The sequence below is a fragment of the Corallococcus sicarius genome (assembly GCF_003611735.1).
In the GTDB taxonomy this organism is placed as follows: Bacteria; Myxococcota; Myxococcia; order Myxococcales; family Myxococcaceae; genus Corallococcus; species Corallococcus sicarius.
Window position 1 is genome coordinate 21,320 of sequence record NZ_RAWG01000047.1, and the last position, 21,914, is coordinate 43,233.

Sequence of the window (21,914 nt, forward strand, 5' to 3'; positions counted from 1 at the left end):
GCCCCTACCGGCGCCCGTGACCGCGCGGCTGCGCGTGGAGTCCGTCTTCCTCCTCGGCAGGGGACGCCCCGAGCATGACGAGGCTGTGCCCGCAGAGGAAGGTCGCCGCGAAGAAGGCGATCCGGAGCGACCCGGGCGAGGGCTGGAAGGGGGCGTGTGCCCGGAGCCACGCCAGCGTCTCCGGGGCGTTGGAGGCATGACACGCCGCCGCCACCACCAGGTAGATGCAGATGGTCAGCACGCCCAGGAAGACGTTGGCAGGGGTGGAGAGCCACTTGGCCAGGCCTCCCAGCCGTTCGACGATCCGGGGGTACACGTACTTCTCCTGGAGCGCGCCGGTGAGGATCCCCAGGAAGAGGGGCCCCACGACCTCGAACACCGCTCGGACGGCTTCCACCTGCTCCAGCTTGCCCATGGCTCCGACGATGCCCGAGCCACCCGGGTGGAGCAACCCGTCGTGCGAACGGCGCTTCAGCCCATGCGCCGCAGGCCCGGCAGGTCCTCCGGGCGCAGCACCCAGCGCGGCGGCTCTGGCGGCGACGTGCGCGTGCCCACCTGGACGGCGGGGAAGCCCTCCACCAGCGCGTAGTCCGGGAACACCGTGTGCGCCTTCACCAGGGTGCCGGCGGCCACGTGACAGCCTTTGCCCAGGTGGCTGCCCTCGCAGAGGATGGCGCCGGGCTCCACCACCGTGCCCGCGCCCAGATGGCACGCGTGCAGCACGCAGCCCGGGCCCACCACCACGCCCTCCTCCAGCACCAGCATGGTGTCCGGCAGCAGGTGCAGCACCGTGTTCTCCAGCACCTGCACCCGCGCGCCAATGCGCACCGGGCCGTTGACGTCGCCGGTGATCTTCACGCCCGCGCCAATGATGGCGCCCGCGCCGATGACGACGTCGCCCGAGATCTCCGCGGAGGAGAAGAGGGTGGCGGTGGGGTGGACGAAGGGGTGGCGGTCGCGGAAGGCATACAGCTGGCCCATGGGTGCATCCTCGGCGCGGTCGCGCGCTGAAAAAGAGGTCAACGCCTGCCCGGAGAGGGACATGTCGCCGCCCCGGCGCTGTTGCAGGCGGATCAGGTCCTCGGTGGAGAGCACCCGCAGCACCTGCCCGGGCCGGCCGAACACCACCGACTGCTCCGGCACCGTCATGCCCGGAGGCAGCACCGTGCCTTCCCCCACCACGCAGCGGTCGCCCAGCGTCACGCCGGGCATCAGGATGGCGCCACCTCCGATGTCGCACAGCGCCCCTACCTGTGCGCCAATGACAAGCGCGCGCGGCCCCAGGTGGCTCTTCTCACCGATGGAGGCGGGACGCTCCGGTGTGCCCACCACCACCGCGTCCTCGCGCAGTGTGGAGGAGGCTCCCATCATCACGGAGCCTCCGACCGAGCGCACGACGGTGCCTCGGGAAATGACCGCCCCGCGCCCCACCTGGAGTGTGCCCAGCAGGCGTGCGGACGAGGCCAACGTGAAATGCGGTCCCACCACGGTGGGCAGGGAGGAAGCGGTCGCTGTCGTGGGGTTCATCGGGAATCTGCAAGCTACTCCTCGCCCCCTCCATCAGGTGTCACCCCCGAGCGCGACACCGTCGTCAGGCAGCCGACGCTCGCCCGTGTGCAGCACGTGGGTGGGTGCGGCACCTCCAGACGTCAGGGGTCGGGGTCAGGCTGCGTGGGATGCCGCGTCGGTGGGCGGCACGTTCCGCTCCGTTCCTGTAGGAAGGCATCCCGCATGAGCCCCGCACCCCTGGAAGACGCACCGTCGACAGCCTCCGACGTCGAGGCCCCCGCCCCCCCGTCCGAGGGCCTGTGGCGCCTGGTGAAACAAGCGCTGCACGGCACGGAGCTGGACCTGACGCGACTGCCCATCGGGCGCGCCATCTTCCTGCTGGCCGTGCCCATGGTGCTGGAGATGTTGATGGAGTCGGTGTTCTCCGTGGTGGACGTCTTCTTCGTCGGCAGGCTCGGCGCGGAAGCGGTCGCCACGGTGGGGCTCACCGAGTCCATCCTCGTCATCATCTACGCGGCCGGCATGGGGTTGAGCATCGGCGCCACGGCGCTGGTGGCGCGGCGCATCGGTGAGAAGGACGCGGAGCGGGCCGCGCGCACGGCGGTGCAGGCCATCGGGCTGGGGGTGATCATCTCCCTGGTGCTGGCCGTGGCGGGCATCATCTTCGCCCGGCCGCTGCTGGTCGCGCTGGGCGGCTCACCGTGGGTGCTGGAGCACGGCGTGGGCTACACGCGCGTGATGATGGGCGGCGTGGTCAGCATCCTGCTGCTCTTCCTCATCAACGCCATCTTCCGGGGCGCGGGCGACGCGGCCATCGCCATGCGCGTGCTGGGCCTGGCCAATGGCATCAACATCGTGCTCGCGCCGTGTCTCATCTTCGGCCTGGGGCCGTTCCCGGAGATGGGCGTGGTGGGCGCGGCGTGGGCCACCACGCTGGGGCGCAGCGCGGGCGTGGTGTATCAGCTCTTCCGGTTGATGCAGGGCAACGGGCGGCTCCAGGTGCGGCGCGAGCACGTGGCGCTGGAGCCCACGACGATGCTGGCGATGTTGCGGCTGTCGGGCGCGGGCATGGTGCAGGCGCTGGTGAACACGTCGAGCTGGGTGGTGCTGGTGCGGCTCGTGTCGTCGTTCGGCAGCACGGCGCTCGCGGGCTACACCATCTCCATGCGCATCCTGCTCTTCGCGCTGCTGCCCGCGTGGGGCCTGGGCAACGCGGCCTCCACGCTGCTGGGCCAGAGCATGGGCGCGGGCGACGTGGAGCGGGGCGAGCGGGCGGTGTGGATGGCGGGCCGCTACAACCTCTTCGTGCTGGGCAGCATCGGGTTGGTGTTCTTCGTCTTCGCGACGCCGCTCTTGAGCGCGTTCACGACGGACGCGGCGGTGGTGGTGTCGGGCGCCCGGGCGCTGCGCATCTTCTGCCTGTGCTTCGTCTCCTGCGCGTACGGCATGGTCATCACCTCCGCGTTCAACGGCGCGGGGGACACGCGCACGCCCACGCTCATCGACCTGGGCTGCTTCTGGGTGCTGGAGCTGCCGCTGGCCTGGGTGCTGTCGAGGCCGCTGGGGCTGGGCGAGGTGGGGGTGTTCATCGCGGTGCCGGTGGCGTTCGCGGTGATGTCCGTGTCGAGCATCCTCCTGTTCCGGCGCGGCCACTGGAAGACGCGCGTCGTCTAGCGTGGGTCCGCAAACTGGGGCCAAAGGCGCACGCAGCGCCCGAAATTTGGGTAGGCACAGGTGCCGCCGACGCGAACGCTACAGTCCAGCGCTCGCCAGATCGCGCACGAGTGCGGCGCCGAGTCGGACCCGGTCCTCCGTGTCGAGTTGGCGCCCGCCCACATCGACCTGCGGGACCTTCAAGAGAAGATCGGCCCCGACCCCATGAGCCACACATACGCGCGAGAAGGCCTTCGCGTGCGGCTCAGCAGCGGGAGCTCGAAGCAGTAGCCCACCCCGCACGCACTGGATTTCCGTCCCGCTTTTCTTTAGCCGCATCCAGCGCGGCTCTTTCTCGTAACCCATGAACCACGGTTCATCGATAGCGTTCGGGACACCAGCCTCGCGTTGAATCGCGGAGAGGTAGGGGTCGCGGTACCAACTATTCATCTGGCTTCTGTCCAGCATGCACACGCTGTAGCCCATGGCTCCGTTTACGGCGGCATAGATGCCAGAGAGGCCCGCTCTCATTTCGGGGTACTTCACGAAGTACCAACGCCAATCGCGTCCGTCCTTATCGGTGGTCTCAAGCCAGTGGTCCCTGAATGACTCAAGCGCGGATCGAACATCACCCTCGCGCTCGGTGATGGCGTCGAGTAGGCGTCCGAGCACCTCACGAACCCCGGCGAGGTGCGCACGGCTGGCTCCGGCGAGGATTTCCCTCCATTGGAAGAGGTTAGAGCCCGAGCCGAACTGGAAAAAGCGCCGGTTGCGGGATCGTGAGTAGTCCCCCGCAGCCAGCAACGCACCGGTGAGAAGCGGGAGGTTCTCGCTCGTGAATACCTCGTGAAACGCACGTGCCCGACGTTCGAACACCTCGTTGTCGAGTTCGAACGCCGCTAGGGAGCCGCGTAGGACGGGGTGATCCTCGAGGTGAAAGAGGTGCCGCTCGAGCGCGGGAGCTTTGGTCAACAGCTCGGCCTTCAATCGCTCGTCCGCGACTTGCGCCTGATTGAAGGCCAAGATGCCGTCCAGCGTACCCTCAACGATGAGGCGTCGCACGTCGGCGAGGAGCACCGGCATCTTCTCGGAGCGCAGCTCGCTGCCCGATGCCTCGATCAGGTTCCGCAGCACGCGAAGCCTGCGTGAGAACTCGTTGGTGTCGTGCAGCCGGTGAATCAGGACCGCATAGAGAAAGAGCGTGCGCGGCCAGCTAGATCGAACCTGGCCAAGGCAGCACTCTGCGAACAGGTCGACCGTAGCGCTTCCCGCTAAGCCGAACAGGACCACCTTGCTGGTGTTGTCGGAGTCGATCAGCGTCGGCTTCAGCGTGAACGTTTCTGAGAATACGGAGCGAATGTCCACGTCGACCCAGGTGTCGAAGCACCGGACGAGGAAGTCCAGGTGCGTTGCGGCCTTCTTGTTCCCCGGACCGTAGACGCGCTCCGCGAGCGGTGCGACGGCACCCGAAGGAAGCCGTCCTTCGTGCCACTCGCAGACATCGGTGACGAACTGGAAATAGCGCAGGAATTCGTCGTCGACGATGTCGTGGCTTCCTCGGTATGGCCACAGCATGTCTGCCCACGCGCCATCAACCTTCTGCGCGAACTCCTCGACGCGGCCCGGGCAGGAGATCTCCAGGACCTGCTCGAACCTCGCCTTGAAGTTCTCGAATGGCGTCAGCGGCTTCCCGCGCGAGTTCATCTTGATATAGAGATCTTCGCTCAAGCCGCCCATCTGCTCGATCGGCAGTAAGTGGAACGAGATCGCGGGTGCCTCGACGTCCACGAGCCGCTTCCACGCAGTGGCGCAGTCGGCGTCGGCGAAGCGCTTGTGGATCGCTTCGATCATTACGAGCATCGACTGGATTGTTGGATCGTGCTGCCACGTGTGCAGGAACCAGTGTTGGTCCTTGAGCCACGCGTGCACCTTCACGTCAGCAGGCGGCTTGCAGCCAGAAAGGCGTTCGCAGAAGAGCCGAGCGCTCGCCCGCGTCGCGTACGAGAACCGCTTCCAGCCCTGCTCCTGGTCAAGTCGGTCAGCGCGCCAGCCGAGGTACCAGTGCAGCAGGAATAGGGTCGTGAGCCGCTGCTGACCATCGAGAGGATGCAGCGTGCCGTTCTCCACGTCGCCGTAGACGAAATCGAGACTGATGGGCGTGTCGGTCGTGACGGCGTTGTGCAAGGCGTCGAGGAAGTTGGCGCGGATGCGCGCGACCGCGTCGCCCTCTCGCCCTTGTGCGTAGTCCCGTTGGATGAGCGGTATCTCGATGCGCTCGACGGCCGGCGCGTCGGGCGCACGTCGAGTGAAGAGAGCGTTGTAAGACGTGACATAGCTTTTCATGACTGATGCACCTCGGGCTTGAGGTAGAGGCCGATGCCGCCCTCGGTGGAGAGCATTGCGCGCAGATAGGCCTCGCGGTCTTGTGTGCTCCAGAAGTGGACCTGCTGCGCGTCTGCGTTCGTGTAGTACTTGAGGAAGACTTGGCGCGTGCAGATGGGGATGTATGCGCCCTTCCGGTCAAGCTCAATGATACGCCTCCTCTTGACCTCGAACACCGCGTTGTTCAGTGCGCTGTTATGGCCGCCAGCCAGTAGAGCGAGGTTGGTCACCGAATGGACCGAATGCACGGTCTCCGAGGTCGACGCATCCGCGAGCGTGAAGGCTGCCGTCACGTCTCGCGCGAGATCCTGGAACACCTGCCGATCAATTTGGTCACCGATATCGTCTATTCTCCGGAGGAGCTCTTCGCGGCGTGCTTTGTCGAGCGAGTGAAGGTCTGCGAGTGCTTCGCGGTGAAGCCGGAGCCACTCTTTCCACTGCTCAGCCTTCGTCAGGCCTTCCGCGTGCTGCGCGTGAATATGCTCGAGCGACCAGTCTCCGAGCCCATGAAGTCGGAACGAGTAGCGCTCGGAGGAGTGCGCTACACGCCGCACCGTCTCGACGTTCATCAAGAAGAGAAGACGTGTGCACTTATCCTTATGTGCGTCCGTCTCGTAGCTCAGCGCTGTCAAGCCGGAGGGCGTGAGGTCGAGGGTGTCGCGAATCCGCTTGTCGAGGACGGCCTCAAAGCTGCTCTTTGTCCTGCCTGCGGCGAGCCCGACGAGGTCGCTGAAGCGCTGTCCCACAGCCACAAGGTACCCAATCTTGTGGTAGTGGTTGCGGTTCTCGAACCAGCCGAGAACGAGTGCGTGGAGGTCGACGACCCGGTCCCAGACCACCTTCGATGAATTCTGTTCCACCTGCTCTCGCAGTGCGTCGAAGGTGTGGAAGAGCGGACGCGCCCGACCGCAAGGTCCTCCCGCGAGGGTGTCGAGCAACAGGGTGATCCGCGTCGGACTATCTGCGGCTTGCTCGTCTGCGACGAACGCCCAGACGTCGGGATGCTGGAGATCGCGCTCGATGCTGTCCCACTGGGCAGCGATCTCATAAGTCCTGTCCGTGGCGTCGGCGCCTCCACGGCTGCGCGAGAGCAGGAGCGCCTTGACCAGCTCCGCGTCCGTAAGTGGAATCCTGCCGACATTCAGGCGCGTGAAGAGCGTTGTCGAGTCCAGCCCCTTCGGCGCCTCGTACCAGATCACGCGCACGCTCTCGAAGAGGTACCCGTAGAACTTGTTGGCGGCGTACTGCCGACGGGCGCCGTGCGCATCGAACCACTTTCGGATGCACTCGTACGCCCTGTGGAGATGGAAGAAGTCGATGTTGCTCTTGGCGCGAGCCGCATCAAGCTCTTGCAGGTAGGTCTCGCTTCCTGGCCGCGTGTCGTACGTGATGGAGTACGGTGGGCCAGAATTCTGGAGCCGCTCGCGCTGCATGAATACGAAGATGAGGAAGAGCGTCGTGAGGCGTTGCTGGCCATCGACCAACTCCCACGCGGTCTCGCCGTCACGCTTTACGACAACTGGCTGCAGGCTATAGGGCTTGCCCTTGCTCTCCCAGATGTCGTTGAGTAGGCGCTCCACCTCGAGTTGCCCCCAGCGATACCCTCGCTGGTACCTGGCAACACGGAACGAACCAACGATGTCTCCGATCAACTTGAACTCAAGGAGAGCGCCATCCATCGTCTCGTGAGGCATTTCAGGCAGCCCTTTCGGGGCGACGTCCTTCTTCGCCCAAGTCCGCGTTGCTGCAGTGCAATTTCATTGAGCGTGAACGATATCAGGGGGGATACTGTACTGGGCTTGATTCGCTCTCGTGAACGGTTGACTATGCCACTGCCATTTCGAGCTCGGTCGGCGCGGCGACGGCATGAGGCATGCAGAGGTGGGCCCGATGGGCAGGTGATCCTTCTCGCCCTTAACTGATCGGCATTGGCTCTAGCGAGAGGCGCGCCGTTCAGGGCAGGCAGATCTCGAAGCCGGTGCGCCCGCGGGGGAAGGTCGTCGGGGGGCGCGAGGCGGGCGTGACGGCGTAGAGGTGGAAGTCCAGCTGGCGCTGGAAGAAGCCCTTCAGCGCCGGCGCCAGTGCGTCCTCGGAGTCCTGCTGCAGGGTGAAGAAGTGGAAGCCCTGGCCGTGGAACGCGGCGTAGACGGCGTCGAGCAGCGCGCGGAAGACGGCGGGGTCCTCGCCGGGGACGCAGGTGTTGCAGAGGTAGAAGTAGCGGAAGTCCTCTCCGGGCGCGGGCAGCCGGGGAGCGCCCGTCACGGTGGCGAGCGCGTTGAAGCCCCGGCGCACCCACTTCATCCCGCCCCGGTACGCGAGCACGCGGTAGCGCTTCACGGCGTCGGGGTTCCACGCGGAGGTGCAGCCCCGAAGGCGCCCGGCCGCGTCGAACGCGAGGAACGTGTCCTCCACGCGCAGTCCCGGCCAGTGGGCGAAGCGGTGCTCCAGCTCGCCTGAGTCGTAGCGGTAACCGAAGGGGCGCGCGCGGTGGTCCGCGTCCAGGAGCGCGGCCATGGCGGGCACGTCCGCGGCGGTGGCGCGGCGCACGGTGAAGGGGCTGGGGCGCGGGCGGCGGCGGAGGACGAACTGGATGGAGACGGCGGAGAAGGCGCGCAGCAGGTGGTAGTGCGGCTGGGCCTCGCGCGTGGCGGCGCGGCGCACGAGCGCCTGGAGCGCGGCGGCGTTGGAGGCCATGACGGCGGTGAGGAAGACGTCCACGCCCTGGCGGCGGGCGGTCTCCTCCAGGACGGGGCCATAGAAGCGGGCGACGCTTCGGGCCCGGCGCGCGGAGAAGCGGGTGCGCAAATCGCCCAGGTAGCCCACGCGGCACGGCCGGCCCTCCAGCCACCCGTCGCGCACGTGGATGGCGCCCATGGCGTCCAGCCGGGTGGGGTCGCCCTGGGCCTGGGCCTGGTCTTGGGCCCAGACGTCCGCCTCGCCGCGCTGCATGGCGAAGAGGGCGAAGTAGTCCGGGGCGCGCTGGGTGCTGAGCACCAGGTCCCCCGTCATGGGCACGTCGCCGAACAGGTCCAGCAGCGCGGCGTTGTCATCCCGGGTGGCACGTCGCAGGGGGCTCATGGCTCGGGCGGGCTCAGTGACCGAGTGCTTCGACCAACGCAGTGCAGGCTTGCATGCGCTCGACGGACTCATGAAAGGAGCGCTCGGCCATCCATACGTCATCCGCCGGGAAGGACTTGGAGAGTGTTTCGTTATGGTGGTCTGCCACGCAGGGCAGGGCTTCGTCCTTGGGGCGGTGGACTTCGTCGAGGCGCGTCCGGTCCGCAGCCCATGCCGAGATGAGTTGCTGGTGCTCCTCGGAGCTGTGCCGGCCCTGGCAACGGGGAAGAAGTTCGTTCGTTGCCTGATAGAGCCAGGACTCCATGCTGTAGCAGGGGGACAGGACCAGAAGGCGGCTCAGTGCGGCTTCGATCTGCTCGGCGGTCAGCGTGGGGCGTGCGCGAGGCGTCACTGGCAATGGGGCGCCACCCTTCAAGATGCGCCGCACGCCATCGCGGATGATGGTCTCGAATTTCTGGCGGTTTTCACTGCTCTCACGCTGGCTCCACACTCGGTCGGTATCAAAGTGGAAGACGACGAACCCCGCTGGTTCGAGCAGGCGCGCCGCGATGGCACTGAGCAGAATCACGGTGTCCCGGGTGGGCGGTTGCTGCTTCCATTGATTCGCATGGATGGCGTGGAGCGCGCGGTCGTTCTCGGGCAGTGGCTCGATTCGAACCCGGGCCGGATTCAGGTCAACGCCCACCACGACGAGTTTGAGCGCTTCCTTCAAGATCTTCTGAAGGGTGGGTTGCCCCTGACGGCCTGAGTCTTCAGTCAGGGCGAGGATGCGAGCACGGGCCGCCATGATACGTCACCAGAGTCCCTTGGTGAGCAGGATGTCCGAGACGCGCTGGATCCCGGTTTGATAGGCGAGGAAAAAGGACTCGGCTTCGTCCTCCGTGGGATTGCGCCAGATGAGTTGGGCACCGGCGTCATTGCTAGCTCGCTCGCAGAGGATGAAGGTTTGGCGGACTTCCTCGACGCTGTCGAAGCGCAGGAAGTCCAGCAGCAGCGGGTTTTGGCTCGTCAGAAAGGCTTGCCGCTCACCAAGCTCATCGAGACAGGCTGAAATCCAGTCGTGATGCAGGCCGTTCACGAGTTCGTCGGCGATGAGCAAGTCTGGTGATGCGTCAGCGTGGGCGAAGAAAGCAAGTAGCCGTTTCTGGCCATAACTGAGTCGCTCATGGGAAATCTCTTCGCCAGGACGCCGGAAGAAGAAATGGAGATTGCTTAGTCGCATGACTTGGCGCCGTTGGTCCGGCATGAGGCGCTCGACATCAAATCGTGCGTTTGCGGATTCGTACCCAAGAGCAGTCGCGGCACGGCTAAGAAACCCCAGCGAGAATGTTGCTGTGGTGCTGCCATCCGGCACGAATCCGGCCAGCATTTCGCTCATTGAATAGGGAATTCCCGAACCGCTCCAGTTGCCGCCATCGCCGTCTGTCTGTGCTTCGACTTTGAGCAGTGCGCTAAACTGCTCAAGGCTCTCGTCCATGCGCCCCGCTGTCTTGATCGACAAAGGGAGTATGTGAAAAGTGCTGTCGGGGGATGCGTTTGCCTCACTGCTGAGGAGCGCAAAAAAGACTGAGGCAATTGGTTCATCAAAAAACTGACGTATTACGCGGATTTGCTTTCCCTCATGTTCAAATATTACTTCGTTTGGGCGCAGCTCCGCCTTTATGATAACGACGCCGTCCTTCTTTTTGAAGGTGAGAGAGTCTGTCTGCTGAAGGCTGTGGAAGTCCTCTCTCATCAGTCGACCCGAGACCAAGGGGTGCGTAGGAACGTCGACGCGTGCCTTGGTCACTGTGTGCTCAAGGTCGAGCAATTCACCGGAGACGTGACAATTTACCTCAAGCTGATCATTCTGAAGCGCAGCGTCTGGTACCCCTGCCATGGTTGACAGCAGCCGCAGCAGCGTCGTCTTTCCGGCCGCATTCCGCCCAAGGAGCACATTGATGCCCGGGCGGAACTCCAGCGTCGTCGGAGCGACGTTCCGGAACTGCTTGATGGTGAGTCGCGTCAGCTTGTTCATCAGAGGGTCCCGCCCCGGGCGCCAGGGGGCGCAGCGTGAGCCAACGACCGCACCACACGCCCTCCCAGGGGTCAAGAACACCTCCACCCAGGACTTCCGCCCTTCCGTGAAGGCCTGGACCACGCCAGATTGAGCCCATACGCGTGACGCGGGAGGGTGCCATGGGGTTGTTCGGCTGGATCATCTTCGGCTTCTTCGCGGGCCTCATCGCCCGGGCCGTGCTGCCGGGGAACCAGCGCCTGGGCTGCCTCGCCACCACGCTCCTGGGCGTCGGGGGCGCGTTCGTGGGCGGCTTCCTCACGTCCGTGTGGCCGGGGCACCGACTGGCGCGACCCGGAGCCCGCCGGCTTCCTGGGGGCCGTCCTGGGCGCCGCCGTCCTGCTGCTGGTGTTCCAATCCGCCTTCGGCGGACGTGAACGGTAGGCCGGGAATCCCCGCCCGCCCCCACGGTTGAGGGCCCGGCGGCCGGTTGTCCTACCCGCCGGGGCGCCCATCCGGGGAAAGCATGGTTCCCAAGAGGATGACGGGCATTTTCTGTAGTACACCGCGCCCCGGGCATGCAGCGGGCGGTCGGCTGCCGCTGAGCCACAGGAAAGGCGACGACATCATGAAGAAGACGATTCTGATTGCGACCATGCTGAGCCTGACGGCCTGCCAGGGTCAGGGCGGCGCGAAGGATGACAAGGCGGGCGCCACCACGGGCACCACCACCGCGGCCACCGCGGGCGCTCCCCAGACCGAGGAGCAGAAGACGCTGTACGCGCTGGGCCTGTCCATCGGCCGCAGCATCAGCGTGTTCGACATGAGCCCGCAGGAACTGGAGTTCGTGAAGGCCGGCCTCTCCGCGCAGGTCACCGGGCAGAAGACGGACGTGGACCTGGAGGTCTACGGCCCCAAGCTCCAGGAGCTCGCCAAGGAGCGTTCGGTCCGCAAGGCCACGCAGGAGAAGGAGAAGTCGGTCAAGTTCCTGGAGGAGAAGTCCAAGGAGACCGGCGCGCAGAAGACCGAGTCCGGCCTCATCTACAAGGAGACCCAGGCGGGCACCGGTCCCCAGCCCCAGGCCTCGGACATCGTGAAGGTGCACTACAAGGGCACCCTCTCCGACGGCAAGGAGTTCGACAGCTCCTACAAGCGCGGTGAGCCCACCCAGTTCCCGCTCCAGGGCGTCATCAAGTGCTGGACCGAGGGCCTCCAGAAGATGAAGGTCGGCGGCAAGGCGCAGCTGACCTGCCCGTCGGACATCGCCTACGGCGACCGCGGCGCGCCCCCGAACATCCCCGGCGGTGCCGCGCTGGTGTTCGAGGTGGAACTGCTGGAGATCGTGAAGCCCCCCGAGGCTCCTCCCGGCATGCCCGGTGGCATGGGCGCCACGCCTCCCCCGGCGCCCAACAAGGCCCCGACGCCCAAGCCGCCCCCGCCCGCGACGAAGTAATCACCGCGGTACCCATCGCTCCCGCCTCCCCATGACGGGAGCGACGGAATGAGGGCCGGACGTGGGGGACACCTTCCCTCGCGCCGGCCCTCTTTCATTCCTGGACCCCGAAAGGACGCGACGACGATGAGGCCGGACATGAAGAGGCTCACGTGGGTGCTGGCGGCGGCGCTGTTGCTTTCCGCCTGTGCGACGGGCAAGCCGGCGGAGGTGGGAAGCACGCCATCCGCCACGGGCGCCGTCTCCGAGGAGGAGTTCAAGGCCCTGCACACCCTGCGCACCGACGCGGCCCCCGCGCGCAAGGGCCAGGAGATAGAGCTTCCCGGGGGCGCGAAGGCCTACCTGAGCCTGCCCCAGAACGCGAAGGGTCCCCTGCCGGGCATCCTCGTCATCCACGAGTGGTGGGGCCTCAACGAGCACGTGCAGCACTGGACGGACCGGCTGGCGGCGGAGGGCTACGCGGCGCTCGCGGTGGACCTGTACGGCGGCAAGGTGGGCACGAACCGCGACGAGGCGCTCGCGCTCTTGAAGGCGGTGGATCCCGAACAGGCGACGAAGACGCTGCTGGCCGCGCACGCGTTCCTCAAGAGCGACCCGCGCATCCAGGCCCCGCGCACCGGCAGCATCGGCTGGTGCTTCGGCGGCGGCTGGTCGCTGCGCACCGCCATGGCGGTGCCGGAGCTGAGCGCGGCGGTCCTCTACTACGGCCACCCGGTGACGGACGCGCAGCAGCTGTCCACCATCAAGGCGCAGGTACTGGGCGTCTTCGGCACCAAGGACAAGTCCATCCCGCCGGAGACGGTGCGCGCCTTCGAGAAGGCGCTGGAGGACGCGGGCGTGCGCAGCCGCATCCTGGAGTACGACGCGGATCACGCCTTCGCCAACCCCTCCGGCGCGCGCTACGACGAACGCTCCGCCGCGGCGGCGTGGGCGGAGACGTCCGCGTTCCTCGCGCGCACCCTCAAGCGCTGACGCGGCCCGCACGTCAGCAGGGCCGCTGGGCGTCAGTAGGGCCGTTGGCCCACGTAGTTGCCCGGCGGCGCGTAGTTGCACACCCAGAGGTCCCACGCGCCGCCCGTCCCTCCGAAGGGCCAACCCGTCGTGCAGCGCTTCACCGCGCAGCCCAGGCGGGAGCTGTTGCGCCACACCACCTGCGTGTAGTGGCCGCAGACCTTGCCCGCCGCGCAGGTGTTCTTCGCGTAGTCGTAGTCCTTCACCTCGTCCACCCAGCCCTTCACCACGCCCTTCGTCGTCTGGGAGTCCGGCGTGGCGGCGGCGATGTTCTCCCCCGCGTTGCCCCGGTTCGGGTTGTGCTCGAACTTGCAGTTGTCCGCCCACTTCTGGGCGACCTCCGCCACGGTGGCGTCCCAGGTGAGCGGGGCCAGGGCGGGGGATGGCTGCGGCTGCGCGCTGGCCCGGGCCGCGTTGTGGGACTCCAGCATGTCGGTGGCGAACTGGGTCGGCCCCACGATGGGCCCCGCGTCGGAGGTGCCCGCGTCGCTCGTGGCACCGGCGTCGAGGCCCGCGTCCACGGTGTCATCCGGCGAATCCCCGTCAGGGATGCAGGCGACCAGGAGGAGCGGCGTGAGCAGGGCGGCAGCGGACAGGGAACGGAGGCAGAAGGGACGGCGCATGGGTTGGATTATCCGCGCGCGGGTGGGTGTGCGGGCAAGCAGACAGCAGTAGGACGCCACGATGGGCGGCCTGCCGCGCTGTGCTAGGGTCTCCTGTCCAGTCAGGAGGGACGCGACATGAGCCAAGACGAATCCCGCGCGCGCAAGGTCCAGACGGCCCTGGACGGGAACGATGAGTTCAGCACCTTTTCCATCGATCCCGACCTGAAGAAGCTGAAGATGAAGCTGGACCTCCAGGCGAACGCCCAGCACCAGCAGTCCGGCCGCCCGGAGACCGCGCCCAAGTCGGGCATGTTCATGCGGCTGTTCCACAAGATGTTCCGGGGCTGAGCGTGATGACGGTGAAGGAGTCCTACCGCGTGCAGTGGGAGCGCTCGCGGGCGTACCTGGAGACCGGCGACCTGGGGCTTGCCCTGCAGGAGCTGCGCGACGCGCTGACGCTGGCGCCGGACGACGCGTTCCTCTGGGATGAGGTCTTCAACCTGTCGCTGCTCGGGGGCCTGACGCAGAACGCCCTGGCCGCCGCGGTGAAGCTCCGCGAACTGGACCCAAAGAGCACCCGCTTCCTGGGCATGCACGCCATGGCCGCGCTGCTCGCCGGCAAGCTGGCGGACGCGCTGCCCCTCTTCGAGGAGGTGCTCCGGCGCGAGCCCGACTCGGTGGAGGCCCGTCGGCAGCTCGCGCGCGCCCTGGACGTCGCGGGCCAGCACGCCCGGGTGCGCACGCTGTTGGAAGAGGCCGTGGCGCTGGCGCCCACGGACACGGGCGCCCCCAACGACCTCGCGGTGCACTACCTGGACCATGTCCCGGGCGAAGGGCCGGCGCTCGCCGAGCGCATCCTCGCCCCCGTGGTGAAGGCGCACCCCATGGATCCGCCCACGCACTTCAACCTGGCGCTGGCCCTGCGCCAGGGTGACCCGGGCCGGGCGCGCTACCACATCCAGCGGGTGCTCAAGGGCCCCGACAAGGAGCTGCAGGCGCAGGCGCGGCAGCTGCTCACGATGCTGCAGGACTGAGCCTCCGGACCCCCGGTGTCAGGGGGCCCCGGTGCAGGCCGTCCCGGCGGCATGGATTTCCAACGACAGACCCTGAAGACGCGCTCCGCCGTGACCTCCCTGTGCTGGAGCGGCGAAGCGCTCGTGGATCCGGTGGGCGGCGCCGTGCGCTACCACCTGGACGGCACCACCTTCGACCCGCACGTGCGCTTCGCCTACCGCTTCGACCGCGCGGTGATGTCGCCGGACGGCCGCTACAGCGTCCTGTACGAAGCGCTCGGGACGGCCGGGCTGCTGCTCGAAGGCACCCGCGTGGTGCGACAGCTCCAGCGCGACTTCTACCAGGCGAACGTCTACGACTACCCCGTCGCCCTGCACTCGCTCCCCAGTGGCCGCACGCTCTTGGCCCACTGCCCGGAGTCCTACTGCGTGCTGGAGCTGGAGGACGTCGAGACGGGCGAGCGCCTCACGAAGCGCACGAATGAACCGGTGGACTTCTTCCACTCGCGGCTCCAGTTCAGCCCGGACGGGCGCTACCTGTTGAGCGCGGGGTGGATCTGGCACCCGGTGGATGCCGTGTCGGTGGTGGACGTGCACCGCGCGCTGGAGGACCCCGCCGCGCTGGACCGGGGCGACCTGATGGACGGCGTGGAGCAGGGGCTCTTCTTCCTCTCCGGTGCCTTCGGTGCGCGCGACACGCTCGTCTTCGTTCGCGTGAACGAGTCCCGCGACGGCGACACCTTCTTCCTGGGCACGTACTCGCTCAGCGAGCGCAAGGTGCTGTCGGAGGTGACGCTGGAGGAGCCCGCGGGCCCGCTGATGGTCGTGGGCTCGGAGCACGTCGTGGACTTCCACCAGCACCCGAAGTTGGTGGAGCGCGCCACGGGCCGCGTCGTGCAGCGCTGGCCGGACCTGTCCACGGGCCTGGCGCTGAGCAGCATCCGCCACCACCTGCCGGCCGCGCCGCCGTTCGCCATGGACCCCGCGAACCGCCGCTTCGCGGTGGGCACGGCGGACGGCATCGAGGTCATCACGCTCGCGGCCCGGTAGTGCGTCAGTAGGGTTTCTGGCCCACCCAGTTGCCCGGCGGCGCGTAGTTGCACACCCAGAGCTGCCACGTGCCCACGTTGGCGCCGAAGGGCGAGTTCTTCGTGCACAGCCGCGTCGCGCAGCCCACCGCCTGCGTGGTGCGCCACACCACCTGCGTGTAGTGGCCGCACATCTTCCCGCGCGCGCAGGTGCCGCGTGCGTAGTCATAGTCCGCGGACTCGTCCGCCCAGCTCTTCACCACCTGCGCGGTGGTCCAGGTGTCCGGCGTCGCGGCGGCCAGGTTCTCTCCGAACGTGCCCCGGTCCGGGTTGTGTTCGAAGCGGCACTCCTTCGCGTAGGCCTCCGCCTTGCGCGCGGCCTCGTCGGACCACACCAGCGCCGGCAGCGCGGGCTTCGGCGTGGGACGCGAGGCCCGGGCCCGCGCCTGGTTGTGCGCCGTCACCATGTCGCGCTTCAGGTCGCCAGCGGACGGCACGGGCTTGCGGGTGCCATCCGGCGGCGTGGGGGTGGGCGCGGGCTGGGACAGCTTGCGCGCGGCGGCGTTGGCCGCGGACCTCTTCGTGGACGCGGAGACGGGGCGGGACTGCGAAGTGGGGACACAGCCGAGCCACGGGGCCAGCAGCAACACGGCGAGCCCGCGGCGGAACACAGGAAGAGCCATGCGCGGAATCATCCCGCGTCGGGGCCCGCCGCGCAGCGACAAGTGAACGGGTCAGGCGGCCCCCTCGGTGCCTGGGCGGATGCCTGGGCGGACGCTATCCGTCCAGGCCGGGCAGGGGCCCCGTGCCGTCGTCGCCGAAGGTGTTCGCGGACACGCCGAAGATGCGCAGCAGGGAGATGTACAGGTTGGCCAGCGGCGCGCCCTCGTAGCGCAGGTGCCGGCCGGGCGCGAGCGCCCCGCCCGCGCGTCCCGCCAGCAGGATGGGCAGGTTCTTGTGCTCGTGCATGTTGCCGTCCGCGATCTCACTGGAGAAGTACACGGCGCTGTGGTCCAGCAGCGTCCCGCCCTCCTCCTGCACGGCCTTCATGCGCTGGAGGAGGTAGGCGTACTGCTGCACCTCCCACCGGTCGATCTTCGCCAACGCGTCGTAGTTGGCCTGGGCCTTCTGGTGGTGCGAATACGCGTGGTGCTCACCGGAGAGTCCCAGGAACGAATACACGCGCTGGCTGCGCGCGTTGCCCAGCATGAACGTGCACGTGCGGGTGAGGTCGCATTGGAACGCGAGCACGATGAGGTCCAGCATCGCCTTCGTCCGCTCGCGGACGTCCCCGGTGTCCTCGGGCGGGGCGACCGCGCCACACGCGGGGCCGGCGCCCTCCATCGCGTGGACGCGCAGCTCCAGCTCGCGCACGCCGGTGAAGTACTCGTCCAGCTTGCGCCGGTCCGTGGTGCCCAGCCTTCCGTGGAGCGCCTTCGCGTCCTCGCGCACGGCGTCGATGATGCTCAGGCCATACGCGCGCCGCTTCTCCAGCTCCGCCTGGGTGGCGTTGGGGTCGAAGTCCGCGAAGAGCCGGTCGAAGGCGGCCCGGGGCCGCGTCTCCTTGGGCACCGGCGTGGACGGCCCCGCCCAGGCGATGTTGTTCGCGTAGGGGCACGCGTAACCGGAGTCGCAGTTGCCAACTCCCTTGCCCGGGTCGATGCCCAGCTCCAGCGACGCGAAGCGCGTGGCACTGCCCACGGCGCGCGCCAGCACCTGGTCCATGGAGATGCCGGTGCGGATGTTGGTGCCCTCCGTCTTGCGCGCCTTCGCGCAGCTCAGGAACGCGGCCGTCGCGGCGGCGTGGTGGCCATCGCCGTCCGGCCGGCCCGGCAGGTTGTCCACGCCGCTCAGCACCAGCAGGTCGTCCTTCACCGGCGCCAGCGACTCGAGCGTGGGCGTCAGGGCCCAGTCCGCGCCCACGGCCTTGGGCGTCCACTTCGGCATGTGGATGCCGCAGGGCGTGTAGAAGACGGCGAAGCGGCGCGGCGCGGGGGCCGCGGCGCGGGCCGCGCGGGGACGCATGGCGTCCAGCAGGGGCAGCGCCATCAGCGCGCCCACGCCCCGCAGCAGGGTCCGGCGGGAGAGGACGGTGGGGCGACTCATGGCTTCGGTCCTTCTTCGGATTCGCCCCGCCGTTGCAGGAACGCGTCGCTGCGGACGATGGCGAGCAGGTAGTCGGCGAGCCGGCCGCCGCGCGACTCGGCCTCCTTGGAGATGCCGTGCACGGTGCAGCGGTCCGCGTCCTCCGCGCCCCGGCCGAGCGCGTAGGACAGCAGGTGGCGCGTCATGCACGCGGACAGGTCCGGGTCCTGCTTCACCACGGCGCGCAGCTCCACCACGCCCCGGAAGGACTTCCCCCCGGGCAGCTCTCCGCTGGGGTCCACCGTCGCACCGCCCTCCTCCTTCACGCGCCAGCGCCCCACCGGGTCGAAGTTCTCCATGCCGAAGCCCAGCGGATCCATCAGCGCGTGGCACCCCGAGCACGTGGCGTCCGCGCGGTGCTGCCGCATGCGCTCCTTGATGTTGAGCGTGGGGTCCACCGCCGGGGCCAGCCCGCCCGCGTCGGGCGGCGGCGGAGGCGGGCCCTTGCAGAGCAGCTGCTCCAGCACCCACACCCCGCGCTTCACCGGCGAGGTGCGGTCCGCGTTGGCGGTGACGGTGAGCAGCGAGCCCTTGCCGAAGAGGCCCGCGCGCTCCGGGTGGCCCTCCAGGCTCACGCGCGTCATCGCGTCGGTGCCCACCGGAGGCAGCCCGTAGTGCGCCGCCAGCCGGTCGTTCACGTAGGTGAAGTCCGCGTCCAGCAGGTCCTTGAGGCGGTGGTTCCCGGTGATGAACTCCTGGAAGAGCAGCTGCATCTCCTGGCGCATCGCCTGGCGCAGCGGCTCGTCGAAGCCGTAGCGCGCCTCCGGCTGGGCGAAGTCGAGCGCGCGCGTGTAGAGCCACTGGCCGGCGAAGTTGTCCACCAGCGCCCGCGCCCTGGGGTCCGCCAACATGCGCCGCACCTGCGCCTCCAGCACCTCGGGCTCGTGCAGGCGGCCGGCCTCCGCGACCTTCAGCAGCGCTTCGTCCGGCATGCTGCTCCAGAGGAAGTAGGACAGGCGGCTCGCCAGCTCCGTGTCGCTCACCGGATGCGGCGCGGTGGACGTGGGCGTGGGGTCCAGTTCCACGCGGAAGAGGAAGTTCGGAGACACCAGCACCGAGCGCAGCGCCAGCTTCACCCCCACCTCCGGCGCATCCCCGTGCTGCTTCGCCAGCGCGACGAAGCGCACCAGGGCGTCCACCTCCCCGGCCGTCACCGGGCGCCGCCACGCGCGGCGGGCGAAGTCCTGGAGCAGGGCTCGCGCGCAGGGCTCCGGCGCGGCGGGATCCAACACGCAGGTGCGCAGCGTGCCCTTCGCCCACGCGGTCTCCACCAGCTGCTTCGCCGCGTGCGAGTACTTCTCCATCAACAGCGGGGACATGCTGAGCACGTCCGCGTTGTTGTCGAAGCCGAAGCCGTGGTCGTCCGGCGGGAAGTGCCGCGCGGGTGCCTGGGTGTCACCCAGCAGGTCGCGCACGGTGTTGTCGTACTCGGCGCGGTTGAGGCGGTGCAGGGTGACGCGGCCCGGGTCGCGCGGCTGGGAGCGACACATGACGTCCATCGGGTCGACGGGCGTGACGTGCGTGGGCCCCGGCAGCACCCGGGCCTTCGGGAGGGGCGCGTCGCAGCCCGCGAGCAGCACCCCCGCGAGGGCCACCCCCTTCCATGTCCGACCCCGAACCCTCACGTCGCGCGCTCCTCCACCGGGCCTCCGCACGAGGCCGCCGGTGAGGGCGCTCCAAGCAAAAGCCTCTCCAGCCGCCGGGTGATGACGGCTGGACGGCGGGCTCCATCCCCGGGGCGGGGATGAGCGACCGCGCGGGCACGGGAGGAGAAGAGAAGTTCCGCGGGCGCGGTGGCGAAGGGGCCACCGCGCCGCGGGCTCTGTCAGCCGAGCGCTACTTCGTGTCCTTCGCGGTGTCCGTCGTCTTCGCGGCGGTGCCGTCCAGGTAGGCGCGGAAGGCCTCGAAGGCGTACGGCCGGCCGAGGAAGTCCTGCACCAGCTCCGCGGCGGGCTTGGAGCCGCCGGGGTCCAGCACGGTGCGGCGGTACTTCATCGCTGTGTCGCGGTCCAGGTAGCCGTTCTTGAGGAACTCGGACTCCAGGTCCTTCGCGATGACGGAGGACCAGAGGTACGTGTAGTACGCGGCCGAGTACCCATCCAGGTGCCCGAAGGCGAGCTCGAAGTGCGTGCCGTCGCGGAACTCGTGGCGGAAGGGGCTGAGCTTCTTCTGCAGCTCCGCGAGGACGGCGGTGGTGTCGAAGCCCGGCGCGCGCGAGTAGTACTGGAGGCTGACCGCGGACAGGAACAGCTGGCGGCGCGCCCACAGACCGGTGCCGAACTCCTTCGACGCGCGCAGCTTCTCCACCAGCTCCGCGGGGATGGGCTCGTTCGTCTCATGGTGCTTGGCGAAGCTCTTGAGCACCTCCGGCTGCTGCGCCCACTGCTGCAGGAGCATGGACGGCGTCTCCACGAAGTCGCGCTCGGTGGAGATGCCGGAGATGGGCGTCCACTTCTGCTGGCCGGAGAAGATGGTGTGCATCAGGTGGCCGAACTCGTGGAAGAACGTCTCCACCTCGTCGTGCGTCATCAGGTCGCCGGGGCGCGAGAAGTTGCACACCAGCACGGCCTCCGGCAGCCGCTTGTCGGCCTCACCGGTGACCAGGTCGAACTGCGCCGCGTGCTTGTACTTGTCGTTGCGCGGGTGCATGTCCAGGAAGATGCGGCCCAGGGGCTTGCCCTTCTCCAGGACGTCGTACGCCTCCACGTCCCCGTGCCACGTCTTCACGTCCTTCACCGGCAGGAAGGCCACGCCCCAGAGGCTGGAGGTGATGCCCATCACGCCGTCCTTCACGCGCGCGTACTCCAGGTAGGGACGCACCGCCTGCGAGTCGTAGCCGAAGCGCTCCGCGCGCACCCGGTCCTCGTAGTAGTCCTGGTCCCATGGCTCCACCACGGTGGCGCCCTTCACGTCCTTCTTCTTGCGCGCCAGCAGCTCCGCCATCTCCTTCTTCGCGCGACCCTCGGTGGCCTGCGCCAGCTGGTCGATGAAGTCCGAGGCCGCCTGCTGCGTGCGCGTCATCCGCGTCTCGGTGGTGAACGTCGCCCAGTTCGCGTACCCCAGCAGCGTCGCCAGCTCATGGCGCTTCTCGATGAGCTGGGTGAGCACCGCCTGGTTCTTCGGGAACGCGCGCTGACGGTACGCGCGCCACAGCTTCTCGCGCGCCTTGCCGTTCTTCGCGTACGTCATGAACGGGAAGTAGTCCGGGTAGTTGCTGCTGAGGACGACCTTGCCGTCCGCGCCCGGCGCATGCGCCTTCTTGTAGTCCTCCGGCAGCCCGTCCAGCTCCTTGGGCGTGAAGGCCACGGTGCGGATGTCCTCGGCGATGTTCTGCCCGAACTGCTGGCCCAGCTTGAGGATCTCGTCGTTGAGCTCCTTCACCTTCTGGCGCGTGGGCTCGTCGCGGTCCACGCCCACGCGGCGGAAGTCCAGCAGCGCGCGGTCCACCCAGTGGCGCGTGGCGGCGTCCGTCTTGGACAGGTCCACCAGCGACAGCCCGTCATAGACGCCGCGGTCCTGGGACAGCGCCACGTTGGCCGCGTCCACCTGCTGCTCGCACTCGCGGGCCGCGTCGCGCATGGCCGCGTCCGGGTGCACTTCGCGCGTGAGGCTCGCGCGGTTGGCCGCGTTGATGATGGCCGTCTGCGCCTCGTCATACGCCTTGAGCACCGCCTGCCCGTTCGCCTTCGCGTCCAGCTTCTTCAGCGCGACCACCTGCGCCTGGGCACGCTCCAGGTCCGCCTTGCACAGGGCCTTGAAGGCGTCCGGCGTGCCCGCGAGCGGCTCGGAGCCCTTGAAGGGCGCCAGCTGGGTCTTCGACGCGTTGGCGGCGATGCGGGCCTGGGCCTCGCGGTTCTGGGTGATGCTGCCGTTGGAGCAACCCGTCGCGGCGAGCGCCGCCACGACGGTGAGCGCGGGGTAGCCCGGGTCCTCCAACCAGACAGCGTCTCCCGGGTCGAGCGCGAGCCGGAGGACCTCATCGAAGGCCTGCTGCGTCCCCGCGGTCACGAAGACCTGTTCGGGCACGCAGCGCACGCCGCG

At 68.2% G+C, this 21,914-nt stretch carries 19 protein-coding genes; 7 read left to right on the forward strand and 12 right to left on the reverse strand.

Annotated features, from left to right (window positions below):
- Positions 1-4: 4 nt before the first annotated feature.
- Together D7X12_RS10160 and D7X12_RS10165 are read right to left on the reverse strand one after the other, a co-directional pair.
- Entirely contained in the window at positions 5-415 is a 411-nt protein-coding gene (locus D7X12_RS10160; RefSeq protein ID WP_147443596.1) for a hypothetical protein, read from the reverse strand.
- Positions 416-471: 56 nt separating this feature from the next.
- Entirely contained in the window at positions 472-1,371 is a 900-nt protein-coding gene (locus D7X12_RS10165; RefSeq protein WP_244224465.1) for a DapH/DapD/GlmU-related protein, read from the reverse strand.
- Positions 1,372-1,731: 360 nt separating this feature from the next.
- Here D7X12_RS10165 and D7X12_RS10170 point away from each other — a divergent pair, with 360 nt between their 5' ends.
- On the forward strand, positions 1,732-3,183 hold the full coding sequence (locus tag D7X12_RS10170; protein ID WP_120625068.1) for an MATE family efflux transporter: 1,452 nt from the start codon (positions 1,732-1,734) through the stop codon (positions 3,181-3,183).
- Between the two features lie 78 nt (positions 3,184-3,261).
- Here the strand turns inward: D7X12_RS10170 and D7X12_RS10175 are convergent, their stop codons facing one another.
- The 5 genes from D7X12_RS10175 to D7X12_RS10195 all read right to left on the reverse strand — a co-directional run bounded on the left by D7X12_RS10175 (position 3,262) and on the right by D7X12_RS10195 (position 10,639).
- Positions 3,262-5,505 (reverse strand): DUF262 domain-containing protein, encoded by a 2,244-nt coding sequence (locus tag D7X12_RS10175; RefSeq protein ID WP_120625069.1) that lies wholly within the window; start codon positions 5,503-5,505, stop codon positions 3,262-3,264.
- On the reverse strand, positions 5,502-7,238 hold the full coding sequence (locus tag D7X12_RS10180) for a DUF262 domain-containing protein (protein ID WP_208718930.1): 1,737 nt from the start codon (positions 7,236-7,238) through the stop codon (positions 5,502-5,504). Before D7X12_RS10180 ends, D7X12_RS10175 begins: the two co-directional genes overlap by 4 nt.
- Positions 7,239-7,497: 259 nt before the next feature.
- Positions 7,498-8,622, reverse strand: coding sequence for a GNAT family N-acetyltransferase (locus D7X12_RS10185; RefSeq protein ID WP_120625070.1), 1,125 nt, complete (start codon positions 8,620-8,622; stop codon positions 7,498-7,500).
- Positions 8,623-8,635: 13 nt separating this feature from the next.
- Positions 8,636-9,409, reverse strand: a complete 774-nt coding sequence (locus D7X12_RS10190; RefSeq protein ID WP_147443597.1) for a hypothetical protein — start codon at positions 9,407-9,409, stop codon at positions 8,636-8,638.
- A gap of 6 nt (positions 9,410-9,415) precedes the next feature.
- A complete protein-coding gene (locus tag D7X12_RS10195) occupies positions 9,416-10,639 on the reverse strand; it encodes an AAA family ATPase (protein WP_120625072.1) in 1,224 nt (407 codons plus the stop codon).
- A gap of 161 nt (positions 10,640-10,800) precedes the next feature.
- Between D7X12_RS10195 and D7X12_RS10200 the strand changes: the two genes are divergently transcribed.
- From D7X12_RS10200 to D7X12_RS10210, 3 genes are all read left to right on the forward strand, one after another.
- Positions 10,801-11,055, forward strand: coding sequence for a GlsB/YeaQ/YmgE family stress response membrane protein (locus D7X12_RS10200; RefSeq protein WP_341868210.1), 255 nt, complete (start codon positions 10,801-10,803; stop codon positions 11,053-11,055).
- A gap of 191 nt (positions 11,056-11,246) precedes the next feature.
- Positions 11,247-12,071, forward strand: coding sequence for an FKBP-type peptidyl-prolyl cis-trans isomerase (locus D7X12_RS10205; protein WP_120625073.1), 825 nt, complete (start codon positions 11,247-11,249; stop codon positions 12,069-12,071).
- A gap of 138 nt (positions 12,072-12,209) precedes the next feature.
- Positions 12,210-13,043 carry a dienelactone hydrolase family protein gene (locus D7X12_RS10210; protein WP_120625074.1) on the forward strand — a complete coding sequence of 278 codons (834 nt, stop codon included), beginning with the start codon at positions 12,210-12,212 and terminating at the stop codon, positions 13,041-13,043.
- 32 nt (positions 13,044-13,075) lie between these two features.
- Here D7X12_RS10210 and D7X12_RS10215 read toward each other — a convergent pair whose 3' ends face one another.
- Entirely contained in the window at positions 13,076-13,705 is a 630-nt protein-coding gene (locus D7X12_RS10215) for a CAP domain-containing protein (protein ID WP_120625075.1), read from the reverse strand.
- A 117-nt stretch (positions 13,706-13,822) separates the two neighbouring features.
- Here D7X12_RS10215 and D7X12_RS10220 point away from each other — a divergent pair, with 117 nt between their 5' ends.
- From D7X12_RS10220 to D7X12_RS10230, 3 genes are read left to right on the forward strand one after another with little or no spacing between them, the layout of a single operon-like run.
- On the forward strand, positions 13,823-14,035 hold the full coding sequence (locus D7X12_RS10220; RefSeq protein WP_120625076.1) for a hypothetical protein: 213 nt from the start codon (positions 13,823-13,825) through the stop codon (positions 14,033-14,035).
- A 5-nt stretch (positions 14,036-14,040) separates the two neighbouring features.
- Positions 14,041-14,721, forward strand: coding sequence for a tetratricopeptide repeat protein (locus tag D7X12_RS10225; RefSeq protein ID WP_120625077.1), 681 nt, complete (start codon positions 14,041-14,043; stop codon positions 14,719-14,721).
- Between the two features lie 51 nt (positions 14,722-14,772).
- Complete coding sequence (locus D7X12_RS10230) at positions 14,773-15,750, forward strand: hypothetical protein (protein ID WP_120625078.1); 978 nt, start codon at positions 14,773-14,775, stop codon at positions 15,748-15,750.
- A gap of 4 nt (positions 15,751-15,754) precedes the next feature.
- Here D7X12_RS10230 and D7X12_RS10235 read toward each other — a convergent pair whose 3' ends face one another.
- The 4 genes from D7X12_RS10235 to D7X12_RS10250 all read right to left on the reverse strand — a co-directional run bounded on the left by D7X12_RS10235 (position 15,755) and on the right by D7X12_RS10250 (position 21,680).
- Positions 15,755-16,411, reverse strand: a complete 657-nt coding sequence (locus tag D7X12_RS10235) for a CAP domain-containing protein (RefSeq protein ID WP_244224466.1) — start codon at positions 16,409-16,411, stop codon at positions 15,755-15,757.
- Positions 16,412-16,505: 94 nt separating this feature from the next.
- Complete coding sequence (locus D7X12_RS10240) at positions 16,506-17,834, reverse strand: DUF1552 domain-containing protein (protein WP_120625080.1); 1,329 nt, start codon at positions 17,832-17,834, stop codon at positions 16,506-16,508.
- Complete coding sequence (locus tag D7X12_RS10245) at positions 17,831-19,468, reverse strand: DUF1592 domain-containing protein (RefSeq protein ID WP_244224467.1); 1,638 nt, start codon at positions 19,466-19,468, stop codon at positions 17,831-17,833. Before D7X12_RS10245 ends, D7X12_RS10240 begins: the two co-directional genes overlap by 4 nt.
- Before the next feature lie 241 nt (positions 19,469-19,709).
- Positions 19,710-21,680: a M3 family metallopeptidase gene (locus tag D7X12_RS10250; protein WP_120625085.1), complete on the reverse strand. Its 1,971-nt coding sequence runs from the start codon at positions 21,678-21,680 to the stop codon at positions 19,710-19,712.
- Positions 21,681-21,914 lie beyond the last annotated feature (234 nt).